The organism is Pseudomonas sp. NFACC43, from assembly GCF_900119645.1.
Lineage (GTDB): Bacteria > Pseudomonadota > Gammaproteobacteria > Pseudomonadales > Pseudomonadaceae > Aquipseudomonas.
In genome coordinates this window covers 205,480-229,355 of record NZ_FPKK01000006.1, presented here as the reverse complement: position 1 = coordinate 229,355, position 23,876 = coordinate 205,480, and the positions used below count along the sequence as shown (strand labels likewise).

At 62.2% G+C, this 23,876-nt stretch carries 24 protein-coding genes; 8 read left to right on the top strand and 16 right to left on the bottom strand.

From position 1 onward, the window contains the following. Positions 1–13 precede the first annotated feature (13 nt). Both rimK and BT179_RS13080 read right to left on the bottom strand, forming a co-directional pair. A complete protein-coding gene (gene rimK, locus BT179_RS13085) occupies positions 14–919 on the bottom strand; it encodes a 30S ribosomal protein S6--L-glutamate ligase (protein ID WP_072397729.1) in 906 nt (301 codons plus the stop codon). Next, complete coding sequence (locus BT179_RS13080) at positions 916–1,380, bottom strand: retropepsin-like aspartic endopeptidase RimB (protein ID WP_172834650.1); 465 nt, start codon at positions 1,378–1,380, stop codon at positions 916–918. The genes rimK and BT179_RS13080 overlap by 4 nt, the downstream gene beginning before the upstream one ends. Before the next feature lie 236 nt (positions 1,381–1,616). On the opposite strand from BT179_RS13080, the gene BT179_RS13075 reads away from it, so the two are divergent. The 3 genes from BT179_RS13075 (at position 1,617) to BT179_RS13065 (ending at position 4,769) form a co-directional block, all read left to right on the top strand. Continuing rightward, the gene (locus tag BT179_RS13075) at positions 1,617–2,021 is read left to right on the top strand and encodes an RNA-binding S4 domain-containing protein (protein ID WP_072397731.1); all 405 of its coding nucleotides are present in this window, start codon (positions 1,617–1,619) and stop codon (positions 2,019–2,021) included. Positions 2,022–2,146: 125 nt separating this feature from the next. Continuing rightward, the gene (gene hslO, locus BT179_RS13070; protein WP_072397732.1) at positions 2,147–3,049 is read left to right on the top strand and encodes an Hsp33 family molecular chaperone HslO; all 903 of its coding nucleotides are present in this window, start codon (positions 2,147–2,149) and stop codon (positions 3,047–3,049) included. Positions 3,050–3,227: 178 nt separating this feature from the next. Beyond that, the gene (locus BT179_RS13065; protein WP_072397733.1) at positions 3,228–4,769 is read left to right on the top strand and encodes a phosphoenolpyruvate carboxykinase; all 1,542 of its coding nucleotides are present in this window, start codon (positions 3,228–3,230) and stop codon (positions 4,767–4,769) included. A gap of 175 nt (positions 4,770–4,944) precedes the next feature. On the opposite strand, the gene BT179_RS13060 is transcribed toward BT179_RS13065, so the two are convergent. Together BT179_RS13060 and BT179_RS13050 are read right to left on the bottom strand one after the other, a co-directional pair. Beyond that, positions 4,945–5,211 carry a hypothetical protein gene (locus tag BT179_RS13060; RefSeq protein ID WP_072397734.1) on the bottom strand — a complete coding sequence of 89 codons (267 nt, stop codon included), beginning with the start codon at positions 5,209–5,211 and terminating at the stop codon, positions 4,945–4,947. 457 nt (positions 5,212–5,668) lie between these two features. Beyond that, a complete protein-coding gene (locus BT179_RS13050; protein WP_072431793.1) occupies positions 5,669–6,694 on the bottom strand; it encodes a S8 family peptidase in 1,026 nt (341 codons plus the stop codon). Positions 6,695–7,009: 315 nt separating this feature from the next. Here BT179_RS13050 and BT179_RS13045 point away from each other — a divergent pair, with 315 nt between their 5' ends. Together BT179_RS13045 and BT179_RS13040 are read left to right on the top strand one after the other, a co-directional pair. Continuing rightward, complete coding sequence (locus BT179_RS13045; RefSeq protein ID WP_072431755.1) at positions 7,010–8,236, top strand: 3-hydroxyacyl-CoA dehydrogenase; 1,227 nt, start codon at positions 7,010–7,012, stop codon at positions 8,234–8,236. Positions 8,237–8,279: 43 nt separating this feature from the next. After that, positions 8,280–8,699: an acyl-CoA thioesterase gene (locus BT179_RS13040; RefSeq protein WP_072431754.1), complete on the top strand. Its 420-nt coding sequence runs from the start codon at positions 8,280–8,282 to the stop codon at positions 8,697–8,699. A 65-nt stretch (positions 8,700–8,764) separates the two neighbouring features. Here the strand turns inward: BT179_RS13040 and BT179_RS13035 are convergent, their stop codons facing one another. The 4 genes from BT179_RS13035 to BT179_RS13020 all read right to left on the bottom strand — a co-directional run bounded on the left by BT179_RS13035 (position 8,765) and on the right by BT179_RS13020 (position 13,614). After that, positions 8,765–9,244 (bottom strand): glycine zipper domain-containing protein, encoded by a 480-nt coding sequence (locus tag BT179_RS13035; protein WP_072397738.1) that lies wholly within the window; start codon positions 9,242–9,244, stop codon positions 8,765–8,767. Positions 9,245–9,449: 205 nt separating this feature from the next. Then, on the bottom strand, positions 9,450–11,798 hold the full coding sequence (locus BT179_RS13030; protein ID WP_072397739.1) for an FdhF/YdeP family oxidoreductase: 2,349 nt from the start codon (positions 11,796–11,798) through the stop codon (positions 9,450–9,452). Then, on the bottom strand, positions 11,795–12,634 hold the full coding sequence (gene fdhD, locus BT179_RS13025; RefSeq protein WP_072397740.1) for a formate dehydrogenase accessory sulfurtransferase FdhD: 840 nt from the start codon (positions 12,632–12,634) through the stop codon (positions 11,795–11,797). Before fdhD ends, BT179_RS13030 begins: the two co-directional genes overlap by 4 nt. A gap of 92 nt (positions 12,635–12,726) precedes the next feature. Continuing rightward, complete coding sequence (locus tag BT179_RS13020; protein WP_072397741.1) at positions 12,727–13,614, bottom strand: LysR family transcriptional regulator; 888 nt, start codon at positions 13,612–13,614, stop codon at positions 12,727–12,729. Between the two features lie 282 nt (positions 13,615–13,896). Between BT179_RS13020 and lysM the strand changes: the two genes are divergently transcribed. Beyond that, positions 13,897–14,337 (top strand): peptidoglycan-binding protein LysM, encoded by a 441-nt coding sequence (lysM, locus tag BT179_RS13015; protein ID WP_072397742.1) that lies wholly within the window; start codon positions 13,897–13,899, stop codon positions 14,335–14,337. Positions 14,338–14,380: 43 nt separating this feature from the next. Here the strand turns inward: lysM and yrfG are convergent, their stop codons facing one another. Further along, positions 14,381–15,043, bottom strand: coding sequence for a GMP/IMP nucleotidase (gene yrfG / locus BT179_RS13010; RefSeq protein WP_072397743.1), 663 nt, complete (start codon positions 15,041–15,043; stop codon positions 14,381–14,383). A gap of 88 nt (positions 15,044–15,131) precedes the next feature. Between yrfG and nudE the strand changes: the two genes are divergently transcribed. Beyond that, a complete protein-coding gene (nudE, locus tag BT179_RS13005) occupies positions 15,132–15,698 on the top strand; it encodes an ADP compounds hydrolase NudE (protein ID WP_072397744.1) in 567 nt (188 codons plus the stop codon). Further along, positions 15,695–16,522, top strand: a complete 828-nt coding sequence (gene cysQ / locus BT179_RS13000) for a 3'(2'),5'-bisphosphate nucleotidase CysQ (RefSeq protein WP_072431753.1) — start codon at positions 15,695–15,697, stop codon at positions 16,520–16,522. Before nudE ends, cysQ begins: the two co-directional genes overlap by 4 nt. Before the next feature lie 130 nt (positions 16,523–16,652). Here cysQ and BT179_RS12995 read toward each other — a convergent pair whose 3' ends face one another. From BT179_RS12995 to rfbB, 7 genes are all read right to left on the bottom strand, one after another. Further along, entirely contained in the window at positions 16,653–17,108 is a 456-nt protein-coding gene (locus BT179_RS12995; RefSeq protein WP_072431752.1) for a YiiD C-terminal domain-containing protein, read from the bottom strand. A 36-nt stretch (positions 17,109–17,144) separates the two neighbouring features. After that, entirely contained in the window at positions 17,145–18,536 is a 1,392-nt protein-coding gene (locus BT179_RS12990; protein WP_072397747.1) for a sigma-54-dependent transcriptional regulator, read from the bottom strand. Further along, the gene (locus BT179_RS12985; protein ID WP_072397748.1) at positions 18,533–20,341 is read right to left on the bottom strand and encodes a sensor histidine kinase; all 1,809 of its coding nucleotides are present in this window, start codon (positions 20,339–20,341) and stop codon (positions 18,533–18,535) included. Before BT179_RS12985 ends, BT179_RS12990 begins: the two co-directional genes overlap by 4 nt. Positions 20,342–20,450: 109 nt before the next feature. Next, a complete protein-coding gene (gene rfbD / locus BT179_RS12980; RefSeq protein WP_072431751.1) occupies positions 20,451–21,332 on the bottom strand; it encodes a dTDP-4-dehydrorhamnose reductase in 882 nt (293 codons plus the stop codon). Beyond that, positions 21,329–21,874: a dTDP-4-dehydrorhamnose 3,5-epimerase gene (rfbC, locus tag BT179_RS12975; RefSeq protein WP_072397750.1), complete on the bottom strand. Its 546-nt coding sequence runs from the start codon at positions 21,872–21,874 to the stop codon at positions 21,329–21,331. Before rfbC ends, rfbD begins: the two co-directional genes overlap by 4 nt. Beyond that, positions 21,871–22,746, bottom strand: coding sequence for a glucose-1-phosphate thymidylyltransferase RfbA (rfbA, locus tag BT179_RS12970; protein ID WP_072397751.1), 876 nt, complete (start codon positions 22,744–22,746; stop codon positions 21,871–21,873). The genes rfbC and rfbA overlap by 4 nt, the downstream gene beginning before the upstream one ends. Further along, entirely contained in the window at positions 22,743–23,825 is a 1,083-nt protein-coding gene (gene rfbB, locus BT179_RS12965) for a dTDP-glucose 4,6-dehydratase (RefSeq protein ID WP_072397752.1), read from the bottom strand. The genes rfbA and rfbB overlap by 4 nt, the downstream gene beginning before the upstream one ends. Positions 23,826–23,876 lie beyond the last annotated feature (51 nt).

The following is a 23,876-nucleotide window of genomic DNA, read 5'->3' as shown; positions in this document are numbered from 1 at the left end:
TTGCAGCGGCCCTTCAGCCCTTGCCCTTTGTCCGGGTCATGTTCGGCCCGCCATTCTTTTCCAGATGCTCGATGATGATTCCCGCCACGTTCTTGCCTGTGGTGGTTTCGATGCCTTCCAGCCCGGGCGAGGAGTTGACCTCCATCACCAGCGGCCCGTGATTGGAGCGCAGGATGTCCACGCCTGCCACGGCCAGGCCCATGACTTTCGCCGCGCGCAGGGCGGTCATGCGTTCTTCCGGAGTGATCTTGATCAGGCTGGCGCTGCCGCCCCGATGCAGGTTGGAGCGGAATTCACCGGGGCGGGCCTGACGCTTCATCGAGGCGATGACCTTGTCGCCGACCACGAAGCAGCGAATGTCCGCGCCCCCGGCTTCCTTGATGTACTCCTGCACCATGATGTTCTGCTTCAGGCCCATGAACGCCTCGATTACCGATTCGGCCGCGGTCGCGGTTTCACACAGGACCACGCCGATGCCCTGGGTACCCTCCAGCACCTTGATCACCAGCGGTGCGCCGTTGACCATGGCGATGAGGTCGGGAATATCGTCGGGGGAGTGTGCAAAGCCGGTCACCGGCAGGCCGATGCCACGTCGCGACAACAGCTGCAGCGAGCGCAGTTTGTCCCGGGCGCGGGCGATGGCCACGGACTCGTTGAGGGGGAAGACGCCCATCATTTCGAATTGTCGCAACACCGCGCAGCCATAGAACGTGACCGATGCGCCAATGCGCGGGATCACCGCATCGAACCCTTCCAGCGGTTGGCCCCGGTAATGGATCTGCGGCTTGTGGCTGGCGATGTTCATATAGGCGCGCAGGGTGTCGATCACCACCATTTCATGGCCACGCTCGGTCCCGGCTTCAACCAGGCGACGAGTGGAATACAGACGCGGATTTCGCGACAGCACAGCGATCTTCATGCAACACCTGTGGCAGAGGTAGTGGACACCGGGAATACCGGCTTGTCTTGAACGTATTTGATGCCCGGGTTGACGACCAACTGGCCGTCGACCAAGGCCTTGGAACCCAGCAGCAGGCGATATCGCATGGATTTACGACAGGCGAGGGTGAATTCGACCCGCCAGATCCGGTCACCCAACGCCAGCGTAGTGCTGATCACGTAGCGCACCTGAGCGTGGCCGTTGGAACTCTTGATGGTCTTGCGCGCCACCAGCGGGGCTTCGCAGCGGCGATGGCGCAGTTGCACCACCGTGCCCAGGTGCGCGGTGAAACGCACCCACTTCTCGCCGTCGCGCTCGAAGGGCTCGATATCGGTGGCGTGCAGGCTGGAGGTGCTGGCGCCGGTGTCGATTTTTGCCCGCAGGCCCGCCACCCCCAGGTCTGGGAGCGCCACCCACTCGCGAAGACCGACAACGGTCAAATGGTCAAATGTCTTCAATAAAAACAACCTGATCAGTACGTCGGATCGTGGGAGTCCGCGAGTCGCGGTATCGCACAGGATAATCACAAAATGGCGACAGATATCTACGCACCTGTTTGCGCTTGTAACTTTCGCCGGCAAACCGGCGTGGCGCGCATTCTATCTGTCAGGCCGGATTCGTGCGCTCGACAAAAACGGTAGTACAGTTCTGACTATCGGTAGAGAGAGGAATTGCAGTGGCACAAAAACAGGAAGAGGACGACAAGGTCCGTCTCGATAAATGGTTGTGGGCGGCGCGATTCTACAAGACCCGTGCCTTGGCCAAGGCTGCGATCGAAAGTGGCAAGGTTCATCACCGGGGCGAGCGCTGCAAGCCCGGCAAGGAGCCACGCATCGGCGACGAATACGTCATTCGCACCGGGTTCGATGAAAAGACCGTGGTGGTCGAGGCCTTGTCGATCGTGCGGCGTGGAGCACCTGAAGCGCAGGCGTTGTATCGTGAAACCGAAGCCAGCATCGCCAGGCGCGAGGCCGCCGCCGCGCAGCGCAAGGCCGGTGCCCTGGGCGTCAGTACCGATGGCAAGCCGAGCAAGAAGCAGCGCCGGGATCTGTTCAAGTTCCGGGGAAGCAATAGCGAATAGAAGAGGTCGGCAGCGGATTATCGGGTGGATGCTGTGCATACCGTCCGGCGCTTTGCTTGGAAGCCACCCGGAATGGCCATAAAATGCCGCCCATTCCTTTGCCATCACCTCAGATACCAGATCTCATGACTGATTTACCGGATAACGATTGCACCCAACGTTTCATCTTCGATGACAGCGACGCCCGAGGCGACCTGGTGGCGTTGGAGCGCAGTTACGCCGAAGTCCTTGCCAAGCACGCCTATCCGGAGCCGGTCGCGCAATTGCTCGGTGAGCTGATGGCGGCCGCGGCACTGTTGGTGGGCACTTTGAAGTTCGATGGCTTGCTGATTCTCCAGGCCCGCTCCGAAGGCCCGGTGCCTTTGCTGATGATCGAGTGCTCCAGTGAGCGCGAGATCCGTGGACTGGCCCGCTATCACGCCGAACAGATCGCCCCCGACGCCACCCTGGCCGACCTGATGCCCAACGGTGTCCTGGCCCTGACGGTCGACCCGACCCAAGGCAAGCGCTACCAGGGTATCGTCGATCTTGACGGCGCCACCCTCGCCGAGTGCTTCACCAACTACTTCGTCATGTCCCAGCAGACCAACACGCGTTTCTGGCTGTACGCCGACGGACGGCGCGCCCGTGGCCTGCTGCTGCAACAATTGCCCCCCGATCGCATTCGTGACCCGGAGGAGCGTGACGCCAATTGGGAGCACCTCACCACGCTGGCCAATACCCTGACTGCCGATGAGCTGCTGGGTCTGGACAACGAAACCGTCCTGCATCGCCTCTACCACGAAGAAGCCGTTCGGCTGTTCGACAGCCTGCCGTTGCGCTTCCGTTGCAGTTGCTCCCGTGAACGATCAGGCAATGCGCTGGTCAGTCTGGGTCTGGAAGATGCGCAGCAGCTGGTGATCGAGCATGGCGGCGCCGTCGAGATCGATTGCCAGTTCTGTAATGAACGGTACTTGTTCGATGCGGCGGACGTTGCGCAATTGTTCGCCGGAGCGGGTGTCGGGTCGCCGTCAGATACTCGTCACTGAAACGGTTCAGTTCAGGTAAATCTCCTGGCAAACGACGGTTTTACGCCGTACTGACGGGAGGGCCCTACTTTTTTTGGGCTTTTCTGGCATAATCCGGCGCACTTTTTTCGGGTAGTAGTGCGCGACTTCCTACTACAAAACGTTTGGAGCACTCGGCCACGGGCCGATGGGGAATCTCATGACGCAAGCCAATAACACCGTGTACACCGATCTGAGTGTCGATGATCTGGTCAAAGAAGCCCTGAATCGCGGTGAAGGCGAGCTTGCCGATACTGGCGCGCTGGTTGTCCGTACCGGTCATCGTACCGGTCGCTCGCCAGCCGACCGTTTCATCGTAGAAGAGCCGAGCACCCAGGACGCCATCGCCTGGGGCCCGATCAACCGCAAATTCCCTGCCGACAAGTTCGATGCCCTGTGGGCTCGCGTCGAAGCGTTCAACAACGCTCAAGAGCATTTTGTCTCCCACGTTCATGTAGGCGCGTCCGACGAGCACTACCTGGCGGTGAAGATGACCACCCAGACTGCCTGGCAGAACCTGTTCGGTCGTTGCCTGTTCATCAACCCGGCCCAGTACAACCCCGCTGGTCGCCAGGAATGGCAGATCCTCAACGTCGCCAACTTCGAATGCGTGCCCGAGCGTGATGGCACCAACTCCGACGGTTGCGTCATTCTCAATTTCGCGCAGAAGAAAGTCCTGATCGCCGGCATGCGCTACGCCGGTGAAATGAAAAAAGCCATGTTCTCGGTGCAGAACTTCCTGCTGCCGGCCGCTGACGTGCTGCCAATGCACTGCGCCGCCAACATCGGCGAAGAGGGTGACGTGACCCTGTTCTTCGGCCTGTCCGGCACCGGCAAGACCACTCTGTCCGCCGATGAAAGCCGTTACCTGATCGGTGACGACGAGCACGGTTGGGGCGAAGGCGTGGTGTTCAACATCGAAGGCGGTTGCTATGCCAAGTGCATCGACCTGTCGGAGAAGAACGAGCCGGTAATCTGGAAAGCCATCAAGCACGGCGCCGTGCTGGAAAACGTTGTGTTGGATGAGGCCAAGAAGGCTGACTACGCCGACGGCAGCCTTACCCAGAACAGCCGCGCAGCCTACCCGCTGGAGCATGTCGAGAAGCGTTCGGCGAAAAACCTCGGCGGTGAGCCTAACGCCGTGATCTTCCTGACCTGCGACCTGACCGGCGTACTGCCGCCTGTCTCGATCCTCAGCGAAGAGCAAGCGGCCTACCACTTCCTGTCCGGCTACACCGCACTGGTGGGCTCGACTGAAATGGGGTCGGGCAGCGGCATCAAGTCGACCTTTTCCACCTGCTTCGGTGCACCGTTCTTCCCACGTCCGGCCGGCGAATACGCAGAACTTCTGATCAAGCGTATCCGTGGCTTCGGTTCCAAGGTCTATCTGGTCAACACCGGCTGGACCGGTGGTGGCTACGGCGTCGGCAAGCGCTTCAACATCCCGACCACCCGCGCGGTGATCGCAGCGATCCAGAGCGGCGCGCTGGTGGGTGCCGCAACCGAGCACCTGGACATCATCAACCTGGACGTGCCGCTGGCCGTTCCAGGCGTCGAGACTGGCCTGCTGAACCCACGCAATACCTGGGCCGACAAGGCCGCCTACGACGAAGCTGCCAAGGCGCTGGCTGGCCTGTTCATCGAGAACTTCAAGAAGTTCGAAGTGAGCGATGCAATCAAGGCTGCCGGTCCACAGTTGTAAGGCCTGGTTTGCGAATGAAAAAGCCGCCCCTCATGGGCGGCTTTTTCATGGCCGCTATTTGTCCAGCGCCTGGAGAAGTGAATGTCTCGACGGCTGCTCCGTGGTTCAGGGAGATGAAGATCGACTCTGGCAGGGGCTTCATCAAGGGGGGGAGGAGACCTGGTGACTATCCGGCTCAACGCACTCTTTGCCGCACGACTTCGAGCATTTGGCTGCCGTCCTGGACCAACAGGTAAAGGGCGTGAACGATGCTGGGGATATCCTTCACATCGGCGTGCTTGAAGCACAGGCAATGCAGGGTTTCGAGCAGGTCGCTGGATGCCCGGATACGTTGGGCGGCGGCATCGCAGAGTTGCTGGAGATTGGCCTCGGTGTCGATGACCATGGCCGGTGTGCTGTGGAGCTGCTGGTACCGCTCGCAAGGCGGGTTGGATACTTGCATTTGAGCCTCTTCGGTACGATTTTGGAATCGTGTGGGGACTATAGAGAGCCCCGATCAGGTACCGCAATATGGCTTGGAGGGACGGGATGTGTAGGGCGTTTACCACCGTCTGAAGTCCAGTTTGATGCGCTTGCCTGGTTTTCTTCGATCCGTCCCCATTCCCCTTCGACAATCATCCCGTGCCTACCCATGCGCCGTAGGACCACCGTCGGAAGCGGTAGGCTACTTCCGACGATGCTGTCAAAAACGTCCACCGTATCAGGTGTCAGCTAGCCAGGGGCCTCGCAGAAAATCAGTCGGGAGGAAGCCGCCCAGGACATTGTGATCGGGGCCTCAAGGGTCGCAAGCATTGGTACTTCTTCGGGAAGCTTCGTGCATGCGCTCAGGAACAGGCATGTGATGACAGCGATGTGGCGGGTCAATGTGTGCGGCATGGTGGTCTCCTTATGGAGTTCGATCATTCAACCATCGGTTCAGGGGGGCGTCGGGAGGCTGCGTCGAGGTCCATCAAGCCCCTGCCATAAGCTTCCTGGTTGGCGTAGACGCCCGTGCGGTTGGCGGTTGCCAGCAGATGGTCGCGCACTTGTTGCGCACTGAGCTGGGGATACAGGCTGTGCAGGGCTGCCAGTGCGCCGCTGACCATCGCGGTCGCCGGCGAGGTGCCCGCGGTTTGTACGTAGCGACCGTTCTTGCCCACCGTGAGCAGCCCGCGTCCTTCGCCGACGTCGCCGCCGGGCACGGCAATGCACCAGGCGGCCGCGACCCCGCAATAGTTGGATTTGCCGTTGATGGCACTGCCGTCGTTCTTCAGTGCAACCACCGCGATCCAGCCTTTTTCCAGTTCGGGCAATGCCACCGGCAATCCGGGTTCGGCCAGGGGCTGGCGCTTGAGTTCGTTGCCGGTCGGGAAGACAAAGACGGCTCCGTCCTGCACCAGCTTTCGAGCGGTGGCCAGGGCGTCCGGCATGACCTGGTTGTAACGGGCTTCGTTGATTTCAGTCGCCGGAATGGCGTTGGCCCAGGCGTTATTGAACAGGCGAGCGCCTTTGTCGAAGCCGCTTTGCCAGGATCGGGCAATTTGCGTGTCGAAGAAGAAAGGCTCGTTGTCGTCGCCGAAACGAAAGGGGATCAAGCGGGCGTCGAATGCGATGCCGTGCATGCCCTGGCCGTCCTTGTTGGCGGCGAGGATGCCGGCCATCTGTGTGCCATGACCGATACGGTCAAGGGTGCCGGGACGGTTTTCGACATGATCGAACCCGGGGTCGGCCAGCCTGCCCTCGAATTCCTTCTGGCGGGTGTCGAGCCCCGAGTCGATCAAGGCAACGACCGTATCCTTGCCAGTACCGCCCCGGGCGTAGAGGGCGGAAGCCTTGACCGCCGCCAAGCCTCGCTGGGCATGATATTCCGCTGTTTCGAAAACGCCCGGATCGGTGTCGGTGTGTTCAGCGACGGTCAGGCAGCCCGTCAGCGACAGGACTGACATCACGAACAGGGCACGTAAGGTGAGCGATAAGGGTGACAATGGTTCGTTCCTTGAAAAAGTGTCGTGGGCGCCGGGCTTCCTGCCTGGCGCATGCATGAAGTGAAAAGGCACCTTAACGTGCTGGTCTCGTGGGAACGAGGCATCAGAGTGCCCGGATTTGTATCTCTTCGTGGCGATCTCCGGCGCGTTTGTGCAGAGTGCCCGGCAAGCCGCATCCATCCGCTGAATGCCCGCCATCACACGAATAAATTTCAAAAAGATTCAATGCCTGACTAAGGTGGAGGCTGTCTTTGGATCGCTGACAAGAGAACAGACATGAACCAGACACCCTTCGATATTCAGCGCGCCGCCGTAGTGGGTGCAGGTACCATGGGCCGTGGCATCGTGATGTGCCTGGCCAATGCCGGCGTGGCGGTACAGTGGGTCGACAATAACCCGCAGATGCTTGAGCAGGCGCTGGCTGCGGTGGCCGAGACCTACGCCCATAACGTACGCCAGGGACGTCTCGAACAGGCTGAGGCCGATGCGCGGGTCGCCCGGGTGACACGGGCCGATGACTATGCGGCGATTCGTGAGGTGGACCTGGTGATCGAAGCCGTCTACGAAAACCTCGAACTCAAGCAGAAGATCTTTCGAGACCTGGATGCGTTGCTCAAGCCCGAGGCCATCCTGGCAAGCAACACCTCGGCGCTGGACATCGACGCCATCGCGGCCGCCACTCAGCGGCCCACCCAGGTGCTGGGCCTGCACTTCTTCAGCCCGGCGCACATCATGAAACTGCTGGAGATCGTACGGGGCGCCCAGACCTCCAGGGCGGTCCTGGACGCGGCCCTGGCCCTGGGCAAGCGCATGGGCAAGGTCAGTGTGATCTCCGGCAACTGCCATGGGTTCATCGGCAACCGCATGCTGCACCCGTATGTGCTGGAGGCCCGCAAGATGCTGCTGGAGGGGGCGTTCCCTCATCAGGTCGATGCGGCGCTACAGGGCTTCGGCTTCGCCATGGGGCCGTTCCGCATGTACGACGTGGTGGGGATCGACCTGGAGTGGCGCGCCCGGGAGCTGGCGGGCAAAGGCCAGGACGCGCCCGAGGTGCAGGTGGATAACCGATTGTGCGAGCTGGGGCGGTTCGGGCAGAAAAGCGGCAACGGTTACTATCACTACGAGCCGGGTAGCCGGCAGGCCGAGCATGACGTGGAAGTGGATGCGCTGGTGCAGCGGGTCAGCGAAGAGCTGGGTTTCCAGCGTCGCCAGATCGGCACCGAGGAGATTCTCGAGCGTTGTCTCCTGGCGCTGGTCAACGAAGGCGCGAAGATCCTGCAGGAGGGCATCGCCGAGTCGGCCCACGATATCGACCTGGTGTATCTCAACGGTTATGGTTTTCCAGCGCAAAAGGGTGGGCCGATGGCCTGGGCGGATGAGCAAGGGCTCGAGGATATTCACGCGCGCCTGCTCGAACTCGAGACGAAGCAGGGGGATCATTGGCAGCCCGCGCGCCTGATCGGGGAGCTTGCCGCCCAGCACAAGGGGTTTGCGCAGCGGTAACCGCATCGCGCGACGATCACTGGACCACCGCAAAGGACAACCGATGCCCCAACGTAGCGAATACCCGCACCTGCATCCCATCACCACGCGCTGGCATGACAACGATGTGTACGGTCACGTCAACAACGTCACCTACTACAGTTTTTTCGACACGGCGGTGAACACCTATCTGATCGAGGTCGGCGGCCTGGATATCCACACCGGGGAAGTGGTGGGGTTCGTGGTGAGTTCGGCCTGCGATTACTTTGCATCCATCGCCTTTCCCGACCGGATCGAAGTCGGCCTGCGAGTCGGCAAGCTGGGCAACAGCTCGGTGCAATACGAGCTGGCTGTGTTCAAGGCGGGGGAGGAAGAGGCTTGTGCTGCGGGACGCTTCGTACACGTGTTCGTGGACCGGGCGTCGAACCTGCCGGTGACGATTCCAGGGCGGCTGCGTACGGCGTTGGAACGTTTGGTGGCCTGAAACGAAAGATCGCAGCCTCCGGCGGGCGGAGGCTGCGATCTTCAACGGCTGGAGTCTGTCAGCCGTTAGTCGCGGTAGTAGCGATGATGCTTCTTGCGATGCCCATAGGCATGACCGCGACCCGGGTGGCCGTCACGGTAGTAGCGGCGGTCACCACGGCGACCGTCATAATGACGGTCGTCGTCATCGTCCTTGCCCATGTAGTTGCCCAGCGCGCCGCCGGCACCACCACCCGCGGCTGCGCCGATCAGGCTGCCGGTGGTGCCGCCCAGGTTGCGACCGACCACGTTACCGCCGGCGGCGCCCAACGCACCGCCGATGGCTGCTTCGCCACGGCTGTGTCTGTCCGCACCGACCGCACTGCCACCTGCGCCGCCAATGGCCGCGCCAATGGTCGAGCCAGTGCTGCCGCCCAGGGATTGGCCGACAACCGAACCCAATACCCCGCCCAATGCGCCGCCCACGCCTGCTTCGGTAGTACCACCAGCGGAGGCGATGCCACTGACCAGGCCAAGGGACAACAAGAGAATGGAGGAGAACTTCATAGAGGAGCCTCAAAGGGATGACGGCGCGATCCTGAGGCTGGCTTCGCTTGGTTACAATCGAAATCCGACGAGTAGCACGACTTGTGCACAATTCTCTAACTTATTGTTTTTTGGGCGGAACTTAAGCATTTTTCGCCGGTCTTTAGCTACTTCGGACAGGCCGCTTTACACGTAAAGCGGCCTTTTTTGTGCCCGGGTTTTGTGCTCAGGCCGACTTGGCCAGGATCAGGCTGTCCTCGCTTGCCGCTTCCAGGCGGATCGCGACGAATTTCGATGTTGGCGTGTGGCTGCCATCGCCAGTGCTTTCCAATGGCACCAACGGGTTCACTTCGGGGTAATAGGCTGCGGCCTGTCCAGCGGGGATATCGAACGCCAGCAGGGTAAAGCCCTTGACCCGTCGCTCATGGCCGTCATCCCAGAGCGAAACGATATCGGCCTTCTGTCCGGGCTTGAAGCCCAGGCGGATGATATCGGCCTCGTTGACGAACAACACGTCGCGCTGACCTTTCACGCCACGATAGCGGTCGTTGAGGCCGTAGATGGTGGTGTTGTACTGGTCGTGGGAGCGCATGGATTGCAGGATCAAATCCGGCAGCCGGCCGGTGGCACGGGTGCGTTCATGCACCAGGTCGGTCGGCAGGCGGTTGGGCTTGAAGTTGGCGCGGCCCGAAGGGGTATTCCAGCGACGCGCCCCGGCACTGTTGCCCAGGTAGAAACCGCCGGGGTTGCGCAGCTTCTCGTTGAAATCCTTGAAGCCTGGGATGGTGTCGGCAATCAGGTTGCGGATGCGGCTGTAGTCGGCCACCAGCCAGCTCCAGTCCACCGGACGGTTGCCCAGCGTGGCGGCGGCCATGCCGGCGATGATCCAGGGTTCGGAGCGCATCTGGGTCGACAGCGGTTCCAATTGTCCCATGGACGCATGGACCATGCTGAACGAATCTTCCACGGTCACCGCTTGCGGGCCTTCGGCTTGCCGATCGATGTCGGTACGGCCCAGGCAGGGCAATATCAGTGCTTGCTTGCCATGGGCCAGATGGCTGCGATTGAGCTTGGTGCTGATCTGCACCGTCAGGTCGCAATTGCTCAGGGCCTGGAAAGTGCGGTGGCTGTCCGGCGTGGCCTGGGCGAAGTTGCCCCCCAGGCCGATGAATACCTTCGCCCGGCCGGCGGCCATGGCGTGGATCGCCTCGACGACGTTGTGACCGTTCTCCCGCGGAACCTTGAATTGGAAGCGCCGTTCCAGCGAATCGAGGAAGGCCACCGGTGGGCGCTCGTTGATGCCCATGGTCCGGTCGCCCTGGACGTTACTGTGGCCGCGAACCGGGCACAGGCCTGCGCCCGGCCGGCCGATGTTGCCGCGCAGCAGCATCAGGTTGGCGATTTCCTGGATGGTGGCCACCGAGTGGCGATGCTGGGTGATGCCCATGGCCCAGCACATGATCACATTCTTGCCCTTGGCGTACATGCGTGCCGCCTGTTCGATCTCGGCCAGGGTCAGGCCAGATTGCTCGACGATCTGTTCCCATGGCGTATCGTCGACCACGGCCAGATACTCCAGCACGTTGGTGCTGTGCTCGTTGAGGAATCCGTGGTCGAACACCGCGGGGGCGCCGGTGTTCTGTGCTTCGCGTTCCCATTGCAGCAGGAACTTCGCCATGCCCCGCACAATCGCCATGTCACCGCCCAGGGCTGGCCGGAAATAGGCGGTGTTGGTCGGCTTGTCGCCATTGGTCAGCATTTCGAGCGGATGCTGGGGATGCTGGAAGCGCTCCAGGCCGCGCTCCTTGAGCGGGTTGATGCACACTACCTGGGCGCCGCGCTTCACCGCTTCGCGCAGCGGCTCCAGCATCCGCGGGTGGTTGGTGCCGGGGTTCTGTCCCCAGACGAAAATAGCGTCGGCGTGCTCGAAGTCGTCGAAGGTCACGGTGCCCTTGCCCACGCCGACACTCTGGGACAGCGCTACGCCGCTGGCCTCGTGGCACATGTTCGAGCAGTCGGGGAAGTTGTTGGTGCCATAGGCACGGACGAACAACTGGTACAGATAGGCCGCTTCGTTGCTGGCCCGCCCCGAGGTGTAGAACTCGGCCTGGTCCGGGCTGGACAGGCCTTGCAGGTGCTTGCCGATCAAGGCAAACGCCGCTTCCCAACTGATGGGCTTGTAGCGATCGGTCTGGGCGTCATAGCTCATCGGCTCGGTCAGCCGGCCCTGGTATTCAAGCCAGTAGTCGCTCTGCTCCAGCAACGAGGTCACGCTGTGCCTGGCGAAGAAGGCCGCGTCGACACGGCGCTTGGTGGCCTCCCAGTTCACGGCCTTGGCGCCGTTTTCGCAGAACTTGACCACGCCGCTTTCCGGCGAGTCGCCCCAGGCACAGCCCGGGCAATCGAAACCACCGTTCTGGTTGGTCTTGAGCATCATGCGGATGTTCTTCAGCGCGTTGTCGCTGGTCAGCCAGGCTTGAGCGACGCTGATCAGCGCGCCCCAACCACCGGCCGGGCCCTTGTAGGGCTTGTAGCGTGGTACGGGTTTCTGGTCGGCTTGTTGATGATTGCTCACGCTTGTTTCTCCATCGCAGGGCTGTAGACCCGAGGCGCACTTTTCTGTGGCAGGTGGATAAGATTGAGGTTGTGTTGTCGGGCCCATTGCACGGCGAGCCCGGTGGGCGACGACAGGCTGACCAGGGTCTGGATACCGGCGCGCAGCACCTTCTGGATCAGTTCGAGGCTGCAGCGACTGGTCACGATCGCCAGGCCACCGGCTACCGGGATCCGTTGCCGGATCAATGCGCCGATCAGCTTGTCCAGGGCATTGTGGCGGCCGATGTCTTCACGGCCCAGCAGCAATTCACCCTGGTCATTCATGAACAGCGCCGCGTGTACCGCGCCGCAGTGCTGTCCCAGGGGCTGGAACTGGCCGATGCGCTGGCGCAGGCCATCGAGCCATTGCGCCGGCGGCAGCGGCGCGCCAGGCAGTACCTTGAGATCCGGCAGCGCCTGTTCCACGGCTTCCACCCCGCATAGCCCGCAGCCACTGGTACCGGCCAGTTGCCGGCGCTGTTGCTTGAGGTTCCAGAAGGCACGATTGGCGATGGTTACCTGGGCGTACTGCGCGGAGCCCGCGCCGGTCAGCTGCAGGTCATAGATGTCCGATGGGTCTTCGATGATGCCGCTGCCAAGGCTGAAGCCGACGATGAAATCCTCGAGGTCGGTGGGCGTGACCAGCATCACGGCCTGGCTGATGCCGTTATAGGCAATCGCCAGCGCCACTTCCTCGGCCAGCGCTGTGCTGTCCGATTCGGAGTGGTCCAGGTTGCAGTAGCGGTAACTCTGGCTGGCAGTGGCCGCGGGTGTTTCCACCGCAGGCACCGGGCAGACCGGAGGCTTGGCTTTCATGGCATCACCGACGGTTTGGATAGTGGCTAGACTAAATGCGGCAATCTGCCACGTCTAATCGCTATTACCAATCTATCAATAGATGACGTCGATCAAGATATGGCCGCTGATTTCTGATAGAGGGCGAAACACGCCTCCGCCAGCGCCGAGCGAGGCGCGCCACGGCGCATGATCAGGCCAAGCGGTACCAGGGTTTGCGCCTCTTCGATGGGCTGCATGCGTAAATCTTCGGTCAGTATGTCCATGCCGCTGTTCAATGGCATCACCGCACAGCACAGCCCGCCGTGCACAGCTTGTAACAATTGATACACCGCATCGGTCTGCAACAGCGGCTTGGGCGTCAGCCCTCGACTGTGGAAACTGTGGTCGATGGACTGGCGAAAATGCATGCCGCTGGTGAGCATCCCCAGGGGCAGTTCGATCAACGCCTGCCAACTCAGCGGTTGTTCACCAAAGTAGAAGAAACGCTGGTCGTACAACAGGCCCATGCGGGTCGGCGTGAAACTCAGGGACTCGAAGCGCTCGTTGTCCAGGCGTTCCAGGTAGGAGATCCCCAGGTCGATGCGGTTATTGGCCAGTTGTTCGATGATCTGCTCGGAGCTCAGTGAGGACAGCTCGAAGCGCAGGTTGGGATGCTCGGTATGCAAGCGCTGCATCATCGACAGCGGGTCGAAGTCCGACAACGGAACGATGCCCAGGCGCAGGGTGCCCACCAGGTTGCCACGACAGGCCGCCGCTTCGGCCTGCAGGCCATCATAGGCCGCCAGCACCGTGCGGGCCCAGGCCAGCACCCGTTCCCCCGGTGCGGTGAAGCCTTCGAAACGCTGGCCTCGATTGACCAGTGGCAGGCCCAGTTCCTCTTCAAGGCTGCGCAAGCGCATCGACAAGGTCGGTTGGGTGATGTGACAGCGTGCGGCGGCCTGGCCGAAGTGGCGGGTTTCGTCCAGTGCAATGAGAAATTTCAGCTGCTTGATGTCCATCTTCGCTCCGGGGCGCAGGAAGACCCGATTCTAGCGCCTGCGCAAGGCCGGGTCATTGGTCGATCCGCAGCCCGGTTCGCCTGGCTTGGACTAGGCTGTCCCAAATAGGTCTGCAATCGGCCATGGCGCGTTGAAACGAGGCTCGTGCGCGAGTCCGATCGGAATGCTCATGTACTCCAGTCCGCTCCGCTTCCTCGCCCCGTTTCGCCTTGCCTGGCCTTTACCTATTTCAAAGAGCCCAGTTTTTTGCGATTGGACACAAAAACCCAGGGAGCGTGCACCATGAGCATCTTCAACTTTGTAAAGGAAGCAGGCACAAAACTGATCGATCTGCTGACCCCCGGCAACGCCAACGCCAGCGAGCAGTTGAGAGCGCACATCGAAAATGTCGGGTTGGGTAATCCGAACGTCCAGGCGACCATCGAAGGCGACAGGGTCATCGTGACCGGCGAAGTCGAAAGTCAGGAAGCAAAGGAAAAGATCCTGTTGGCGGTAGGCAACATCGAAGATGTCGGCAGTGTCGAAGACCGGATCACCGTGACCGGCCCCGTGGAGCAGCCTGCGCGGTTCGTGACGGTGAAGAAAGGCGACACCCTCAGCGCCATCGCCAAGCGAGAGTATGGCGATGCGAACCAGTACAACAAGATCTTCGAAGCCAATAAACCGATGCTCAAGCACCCGGACAAGATCTATCCGGGGCAGACGTTGCGCATCCCGCAATAGTACCGCCCATGGCGAGGGGACAGGTCCCCTCGCTTCACGGACGTCATAGACCCACAAGCACGTCCCGGTAATCCTCCAGCGCCTCGAACTCCCCCGTGTCCTTGGGGCCTTTGCGGCTGTCCGGCTCCCTGACGGCCAGTAAGTGCGCCACGCCGAAATCCCTTGCGCTGCGTAGTACCGGCAGGGTGTCGTCGATAAACAGGCTGCGGGCCGGATCGAAGTTCAGGTCGGCTTGCAGTGCGTCCCAGAACTGTGGATTTTCTTTCGGGAAACCGTAGTCATGGGAGCTGATCAAACGCTCGAAATAAGGCTCAAGCTCGATACGTTCCAGTTTCAGGGACAACGAGTCCCGGTGAGCGTTGGTAATCATCACCACCCGCTTTCCGGCTCGCTGGATCGCCGCCAGGAAGGTATCGGCGTCGGGTCGCAAGGCGATCAGGTGTGCGGTCTCCAGCTTCAATTCGCGCACCGGCAGCTTCAGTTCGGCGGTCCAGAAGTCCAGGCAATACCATTGCAATTGTCCGGCGTTGCGTTCGAACAGCGGTTGCAGCTCCATTTCGGCCATGGCCCGGCTCACGCCATGCAGTTCGGCGTAGCGCTGGGGCAGGTGCTCCATCCAGAAATGATTGTCGTAATGCAGGTCCAGCAGCGTGCCGTCCATGTCCAGCAGAACCGTATCGATCTCGTGCCAGGGCAACAAGGTCATAAAACTTCTCCAGCGGTAATCGGATATCCGACACAAACAATCAGAATAGGCCGGGTATAGTAGCCCGCTATCGCCCAGGGAGCCGTTTATGCGCCAGAAACCCACCATACTCGATCGACGGATCGTCGCCACCAGCCGCCTGTTTTGCGTGGAAGAACTGAAACTGCGTTTTTCCAATGGTGTGGAGCGCACCTATGAGCGCCTGGCGGGCAAGGGCGCCGGGTATGGGGCGGTGATGATCGTGGCCATGCTCGATGCCGAGCACGCGGTGTTGGTGGAAGAGTATTGTGGCGGTACCGATGCCTACGAACTGTCCCTGCCCAAGGGATTGATCGAGCCCGGGGAAGACGTGCTGGCGGCAGCCGAGCGGGAGCTCAAGGAGGAGGCCGGTTTCGGTGCGCGCCAACTGGAGCACCTGACCGAACTGTCCTTGTCGCCCGGCTACATGAGCCAGAAGATCCAGGTGGTGCTGGCAAGCGATCTGTACGAGGAACGGCTGGAGGGCGACGAGCCCGAGCCGATGCGCGTGGACAAGGTCAATCTACGGGAGCTGGCGGCCCTGGCGCAGAACCCGCAATTCACGGAGGGCCGCGCCTTGGCGGCGTTGTACCTGGCCCGTGACCTGCTGACCCAGCGCGGAGCATTCCTGGCATGAATTATCCTCATCCACTGATGGCCCCTGTCATCGAGCTGGCGCTCAAGGCCGGTGAGGCGATCCTGCCCTTCTGGCGAGCCAACGTGCAGGTTGATCGCAAGGCCGACGAGTCGCCCGTCACCGCGGCGGACATGGCCGCTCACGACGTCATCGTGGCCGGGCTGACGGCGCTGGCGCCGCAGATCCCGATCCTCTCCGAGGAGGACGCCGATATCGCCCAGGACCTGCGCGCCGGCTGGCAGCGCTGGTGGCTGGTGGATCCGTTGGATGGCACCAAGGAGTTCATTTCCGGCAGCGAGGAGTTCACGGTCAACATCGCACTGATCGAGCAGGGGCAGGTGGTGTTTGGCGTGGTGTCGATGCCCACCAGTGGGCGCTTCTACGTCGGCGGCGCGGGGCTCGGTGCCTGGCGTGGTGACAAGGGGGGCGAGCCGTCGCCCATCGAGGTTCGTCATGCACTGGCGCCCGGCGAAACGTTTACCGTGGTCGCCAGTCGCCGCCATACTAGCCCCGAACAGGAGCGCCTGCTGGACGGCTTGAGCCAAAGCCTGGGAGAGCTGCAACTGACCAGCATCGGCAGTTCATTGAAGTTCTGCCTGGTGGCCGAAGGCGCGGCGGATTGCTATCCACGGCTGGCGCCGACGTCCCAATGGGACACCGCTGCCGCCCAGGGCGTGCTGGAGGGCGCGGGGGGGGAGGTGTTGGACTTGAATGGCGAAGTGTTCTGCTATCCACCGCGGGAGTCGCTGCTCAATGCGTCGTTCCTGGCGCTGCCGGCGAAAGCCGCGTGGCGGGGCAAATTGCTGGAACTGGCCCGCTCCTGAGCCACCTCCGGCCATACGGGTGAGGGGATCGCTCCCCGTTGGGCTGCGCAGCCGCCCCAAAAACCAGGGCTGCTTCGTGCCCTGACGGGATAACTCCCCTTGTCACAGGTGTTGCGGTGTTTTTTCAATGTTAGCGGTGCAACACGTACTGCCCTTCGAACTGCACCGCGGTGTCATCGCTTCCCACGTTCATCACCTGTGTCTGCAAGGCCAGCCGCGCCCGGCCATAGCGCCGGTAAGTGGCCAGGAAGCGTTTCCAGGTCTTTTCCTCGGGCGCATCGCAGACAACCGTCGCATCACGCGTCACTGGCAGCGGATAGCTGATCTGCCCTTCCTGGATCACGATATGCCCGTCTTCGATGCCTTCCTCGCGCAAGGCCAGGTGCAGCCAGCCCCAACCGCCGAGTACCGCGCCGCAATACAGGCTACCGCCGAACATGGTGCTCTTGTGGTTGACGTTGGCCGCAAGTGGCAGGAACAGGCGCAGTTGCCGGGCCTGCCAATCGAGCACCTTGAGGCCCATGTCCCGGGTCAGCGGGATGTCGTGGTGCAGGATCGATTCCAGGTAGCGACTGTCGCGGTTCATTGCAGGCCTCTTGGGTGAAAGAAGGATGACGATAACTCAATCGGACTCATCGGCCGCACCCTGGCTGCTGTCGCCAAAGGTCAGGCCATGCTTGCGCAGCTTGTCGTGCAAGGTCTTGCGCGGAATGCCCAGGGCTTCGGCGAGGCTGCGTACCGAGCTGTGGGGGCGGGCCAGTTCGGCGGCGATCAGGGTCTTCTCGAAGTTTTCCACTTGTTCGCTCAAGCCGCCGCTGACGATCTCCACCGGTGCCCCCGGGGTGCCGTCCGGCACGCTGTTATCCAGGGCCAGTTCCAGGCCCAGGGCAAAGCGTTCGGCCGCGTTCTGCAGTTCCCGGACGTTGCCCGGCCAACTGTGACGCAGCAACAGCGCCCGTTGTGCAGGTTGCAACTCATGGGGTGGCAGCCCGTGGCGGGCGCTGGCTTCGTTGGCGAAGTGCTGGAACAGCATCAGCGTATCCTCGCCCCGCTCGCGCAGCGGCGGAATGCGCAGCGGCGCGACGTTCAGGCGGTAATACAGGTCGGCGCGGAAACGCCCTTGGTCGGCGGCCTGGCGCAGGTCTTCCTTGGTGGCGGCGATGATGCGGATGTCCAACGGGATCTGTTGATTGCCTCCCAACCGTTCCACCACGCGTTCCTGCAACAGACGCAACAGCTTGACCTGGACGTCCATGCTCATGCTTTCGATTTCATCGAGAAACAGCGTACCGCCGTTGGCGAACTCGAACTTGCCGATGCGGCGCTTTTGCGCCCCGGTGAAAGCGCCAGGCTCGTGGCCGAACAGCTCGCTTTCCACCACCGATTCGGCCAGCGCTCCGGCGTTGATCGCCACGAACGGGCCGTTGCGCCGCCCCGAGAGGTCATGCAAGGCACGGGCGACCACTTCCTTGCCCGCACCGGTTTCACCCAGGATCAATACGTCGGCACGGGTCGCGGCCAAGGCGCCGATCTGCTCGCGCAGGCGCAGGATCGGCGTCGATTGGCCGATCAACCGGGCGCTGAGCTCATGACGGTCACTGAGGGCCAGGCGCAGGCTGCGGTTGTCCAGCACCAGGCGGCGTAGCGCCAGGGCCCGGCGTACGCTGTCGAGCAAGTGATCGCTGGGGAAGGGCTTCTCCAGGAAGTCGTAGGCGCCCGCGCGCATGGCCTGCACCGCCAGCGGCACGTCGCCGTGACCGGTGATCAGCAGCACCGGCAATTCCGGATCCTGGGCATGCAGCAGGTTGAGCAGTTCGAGGCCGTCGATACCCGGCATGCGGATATCGCTGACCACCACGCCCGGCCAGTCACGGGGCAATTGCTCGACAAGGTCCTTGGCCTCGCCCAGGGGCAGGACTTTCAGCCCGGCCAGGTCGAGGGTCTGGCTCAGGGCCTGGCGCAGGTGGGGATCGTCGTCGATCAGCACCACCTCAATCCGGTTATCGATGGTCATACGCTACGGTCCTCGGATGGTTGCAGGCTCACTCCGGGCGCGCCGGCGCGCAGCTTGAGGGTGATCAGTGCGCCGCCTTCCTTGTGGTTGGCGAACGACAGTTCACCGCCGAAGGCGCGCATTAGGGTTTCGCAGATCGCCAGCCCAAGGCCAAGGCCCTGGGTACGGGTCTTGGTGGTGTAGAAGGGTTCGCTGGCGCGGCCAAGGGCTTCCATGCAGAAGCCCGGACCGTTATCGCGGATGTACAGGGTGACGCCGGTTTCGGTGGCCTGGGCACTGAGCCAGAGTTTGCGCGGCGGACCTTTCTCGGTCAGGGCATCCAGGGCATTGGCCAGCAGGTTGCCCAGCACCTGGCGCAAGCGGGTTTCGCCGGCCTCGACCCACAGCGTGGCGGCCGGCAGGTCACGGATCAGCTCGACTTCCATGCTGCGGCGGCGCTTGGCAAGCAACGCCAGGGCGTCGTCCAGGGCCGGTTGCAGGGCGACGCTTTCCGGAGCGTGGCGGTCGCGCCGGGCGAAGGCGCGCAGGTGGGCGATGATCGAGGCCATGCGCCCGGTCAGTTCGCCGATTTGCTTGAGATTGCCCCGGGCGTCCTCGGTGCGCTGGTGGTCCAGGAGGATCTCGGCGTTTTCGGCATAGCTTCGAATCGCCGCCAGGGGCTGGTTGAGTTCGTGGCTGATACTGGCCGACATGGTGCCCAGGGCGGAAAGTTTGCCGGCCTGGACCAGGTCGTCCTGGGCACGGACCAGCTCCTGCTGGGCATGTTCACGCTCCAGCACTTCCTGTCTCAGTCGCCGGTTCAACCCTTCCAGGTCGCTGGTACGCTCGGCCACCCGGCCCTCCAGTTCGTGGCGTGCCTTGGCTTCGAAGGCGATCCTATCCAGGTAATGGCGCCGGCGCTGCATCATCAATCCGAGCAGCAGCATCAGCACCAGAAGCGCCGCGCCGCCCGTGGCGACCACGGTGCGCACTGGCCGGTCGATCAGCGTACGAGGAGCGAGAATGCTCACGCTCCAGCCCGTCTCCTCGATGGACTGGGTCTGGGTCAGCCAGGCGCTGGCATCCAGGTTCAACGGCTGGGGATCGCGGGTCGGGTAGGGCTGTACGGCGCTGATGGCCGTGCGCTCCTCGTCGCTGAGGGGGCGGGTCGCGCGAAATCGCCACTCCTGCCGAGATGTCAGGATGACCACGCCGTTGTGGTCGGTGACCAACAGTTGCTCCGGCGTCTTGCCCCACAGGCTTTCGGTGTGGTCCAGATCCACCTTGACCACCAGCACGCCGATGACTTTTTCATGGTCGCGTACCGCGGCGGCGAAAAAGTAACCGCGCTTGCCCGACGTGGTGCCCAGGCCGAAGAAGCGTCCCAGGCGCCCGGCCATGGCTTCGATGAAATACGGCCGGAAGGAGAAATTGCGCCCGACGAAACTGTCATGCTTGTCCCAGTTCGACGCCGCCAGCGTCTTGCCGGTGGGGTCCATCAGGTACATCACTTCGGCCCCGCTCTGGGCGCTGATGTTCTTCAGCAGCTGGTTGGCGTTGCCTTGGGTGACGCTGTCGTCGGGAGCCGACAGTGCCGCGCGCAGGGCCGGCAGGTCGCCGAGGATCTGCGGCAGCACCTCATAGCGATGCAGCGTACCCAACAGGTTGGCGACGTACAGATCGAGGGTCTGGCGGTTCTGCCCGGCCAGTTCGCTGCGGTAATAACGTTCAGCCAGATGCTCCAGCGGCCACAGCAAGGGTGCCAGGCACAGCGCTAGCAGGGCCAGGCTGCGCCAACGGGGTCTGCGGGGAAGAGTGGAGTTCATAAACGTGCGCCTGTGGGAACACGCGCATTATGCCCGGGCTTGAATGGAAAATGCCTGCGCAGCGACGTACAAAGCCGGCGCTGCCTGAAAGATATTCTTCGGCCAGAGCCTAGGTCTGCCCGGCAAGGCACTGGCGCAACGCGATTCGCCAGTCTGGCTGGCTCACTCCCCATTCCCGCAGCAGTCGCGAGCAATCCAGCCGCGAGTTGAGGGGCCGATGAGCCGGCGTCGGGTAAGCACTGGAGGGGATGGGTTCGAGTACGGCACAGGGCTTTTGCTGCTCGGCCAGATGTTCGCCGATGGCCTGGGCGAAACCGAACCAGGACGTCTCGCCCTGGGCCGTCAGGTGATAGGTGCCCCAGGCGCCAGGCTGTCCGGCCTGCCAGCGCTCGATGAGCTTCGCGGTGCTGTCGGCAATGGTGGCCGCCCAGGTCGGTGCACCGATCTGGTCGGCCACCACCCGCAGGCTCGGTTTTTCCTGAAGCAGGCGCTGCATGGTCAGCAGGAAATTGCGACCTCTGGTGGAATACACCCAGCTGGTGCGCAGTATCAGGTACTGCCCCCCGGCCTGGCGGATCGCATCTTCGCCGGCCAGTTTGCTGCGTCCATAGACGCTCAGCGGGTTGGTCGCGTCGTCCTCGGTGTAGGGCTCGCGCCGGTGGCCATCGAAGACATAATCGGTGGAGTAATGGATCAACGGGACGCCCAGGGAGACCGCCGTTCCAGCCAGGATCCCGGGGGCGGTGGCGTTGATGGCGAATGCCAGCTCCGGCTCGCTCTCGGCCTGGTCGACTGCCGTATGGGCCGCGGCGTTGATGATCAGGTCCGGCCCCAGGGCAGTGATGGCGGACCGCAGGTTGTCCGGGTGCGCCAGGTCGAGCTGGTCACTGCCGCGCACGATCAGTTCCGCAGTGCCGGCCAGGCGCGATTGAAGCGCCTGAGCCACCTGGCCGTTGCGGCCAATGATCAGGATGCGCAAGGAGGCAGTCATGGGAACAGGTCGGCCTCGTCCAGGGATTTGCCGTTCTGGTCCTTGGGCGACAGGATGGGCGTGTCTTCGAGCTCCCAGTCAATGGCCAGTCGCGGGTCGTCCCAGCGAATGCAGCGTTCGGCCGCGGGGGCATAGTAATCGGTGGTCTTGTAGAGGAAATCCGCCGATTCGCTCAATACCACAAAACCGTGGGCAAACCCGGGCGGAATCCATAGCTGGCGCTGGTTGTGCGCCGAAAGACGTGCGCTGGCCCACTGGCCGAAGGTGGGCGAACTGCGGCGGATGTCCACCGCGACGTCCAGCACTTCTCCGGCGGTGACCCGCACGAGTTTTCCCTGGGCCTGTTCGATCTGGTAATGCAGGCCGCGCAATACGCCCCGGCTCGAACGCGAATGGTTGTCCTGGACGAACTGCAGGGCACAGCCTGTGGCATCGGCGAACGCCCTGGCATTGAAGCTCTCATAGAAAAAACCGCGATCGTCACCGAAGACTTTCGGCTCGATGATCAGCACTCCAGGCAATCGGGTGGCGATGACGTTCAACGTGTCTCTCCCACGATCTTGAACAGGTACTGGCCATAGCCGGTCTTGCCGAAATAGCCGGCGCGCTCGAGAACGTGCTCGCGACTGACCCATCCCTGCTGGTAGGCGATTTCTTCCAGGCAAGCCACCTTCAGGCCTTGTCGGTGCTCGATGGTCTGTACGTACTGCGAGGCCTCCAGCAAGCTGTCGTGGGTGCCGGTGTCCAGCCAGGCGAAACCCCGGCCGAAGCGCTCGACATGCAGATCGCCGCGTTGCAGGTAAGCGTTGTTGACGTCGGTGATTTCCAGTTCGCCTCGCTTGGAGGGTTTGATGGACTTGGCGATCCGGATCACGTCGTTATCGTAGAAATACAGGCCGGTCACCGCGTAGCTGGATTTAGGTACGGTCGGTTTTTCTTCGATGGAAATGGCATGGCCTTCGTCGTTGAAGTCAATCACCCCAAAACGCTCCGGATCCTTGACCCAATAGCCGAACACGGTCGCGCCGCTCTGTCGGTTGACGGCGGTCTGCAACTGCTCGCTGAAGCGCTGGCCGTGAAAGATGTTGTCGCCCAGGATCAGGCACACCGGGTCGCTGCCGATGAACTGCTCACCGATCAGGAATGCCTGGGCCAGCCCATCGGGCGAAGGCTGCTCGGCATAACTGAACTGCACGCCGAACTGGCTGCCGTCGCCTAGCAGGTTGCGGTATTGCGGCAGGTCTTGCGGCGTGGAAATCACCAGGATGTCCTTGATGCCTGCCAGCATCAGCACCGAGATCGGATAGTAGATCATCGGCTTGTCATAAACCGGCAACAGCTGTTTGGACACGCCGAGGGTAATAGGGTGCAGGCGTGTGCCGGAACCGCCGGCCAGAACGATGCCCTTCATCATGCAATCGATTCCTTGTTGTCGAGCGAGCCCAGGCGCTCGCCCTGATAGCTGCCGTCCTGGACACGTCGGCACCACAGCAGGTTTTCCAGGTACCACTGCACAGTCTTGCGCAACCCGGTATCGAAGGTCTCCTGCGGCGTCCAGCCCAGCTCCCGTTCGATCTTGCCGGCATCGATGGCGTAGCGCAGGTCGTGACCGGGACGATCCTTGACGAAGGTAATCAGGTCGGCGTAGTGCTCCACCCCTTCGGGTTTATGTGGCGCGAGCTCTTCCAGCAGCGCGCAGATGTTGCGTACCACATCGATGTTCTTCTGCTCATTGTGGCCGCCGATATTGTAGGTCTCGCCGACGGTACCTTCGGTGACGACCTTCAGCAGCGCCCTGGCGTGGTCTTCAACGTACAGCCAGTCCCGTACTTGTTGACCGTCGCCGTATACCGGCAGTTGCTTGCCTGCCAGCGCGTTGAGGATCACCAGCGGAATCAGCTTCTCGGGGAAGTGGAACGGCCCGTAGTTGTTCGAGCAATTGGTCAGCAGCACAGGCAGCCCGTAGGTACGCTGCCAGGCACGGACCAGGTGGTCGGACGCCGCTTTGCTGGCCGAATAGGGGGAACTGGGGGCGTAGGCGGTGGTTTCGGTGAACAGGTCGTCCACGCCATGCAGGTCCCCGTAGACCTCGTCGGTGGAAATGTGGTGGAAACGAAACGCGCGCTTCTGGGGTTCGGGCAGGGCCTGCCAGTAGGCGCGGGTCGCTTCCAGCAGGCTGTAGGTGCCTACGATATTGGTCTGGATGAAGTCCGCCGGGCCATCGATGGAGCGATCCACGTGGGACTCGGCCGCCAGGTGCATGATCGCGTCGGGCTTGAACCGCTCCAGCACCGCGCTGACAGTCGGTTGGTCGACGATATCGGCCTGTACGAATTCATAACGACTGTCATGATCGATGCTACTCAGGGATTCAAGATTGCCTGCGTAGGTCAGCTTGTCGAGGTTCAGGACCTGATGTCCCGTATCGTGGATCAAATGCCGTATGAGAGCCGAGCCGATGAAGCCGGCACCGCCAGTGATGAGAATGCGCATCCGGTTAAGCCTTTTTCCATGAGACGACAAAGCATGGAGCATAGCTTGTCG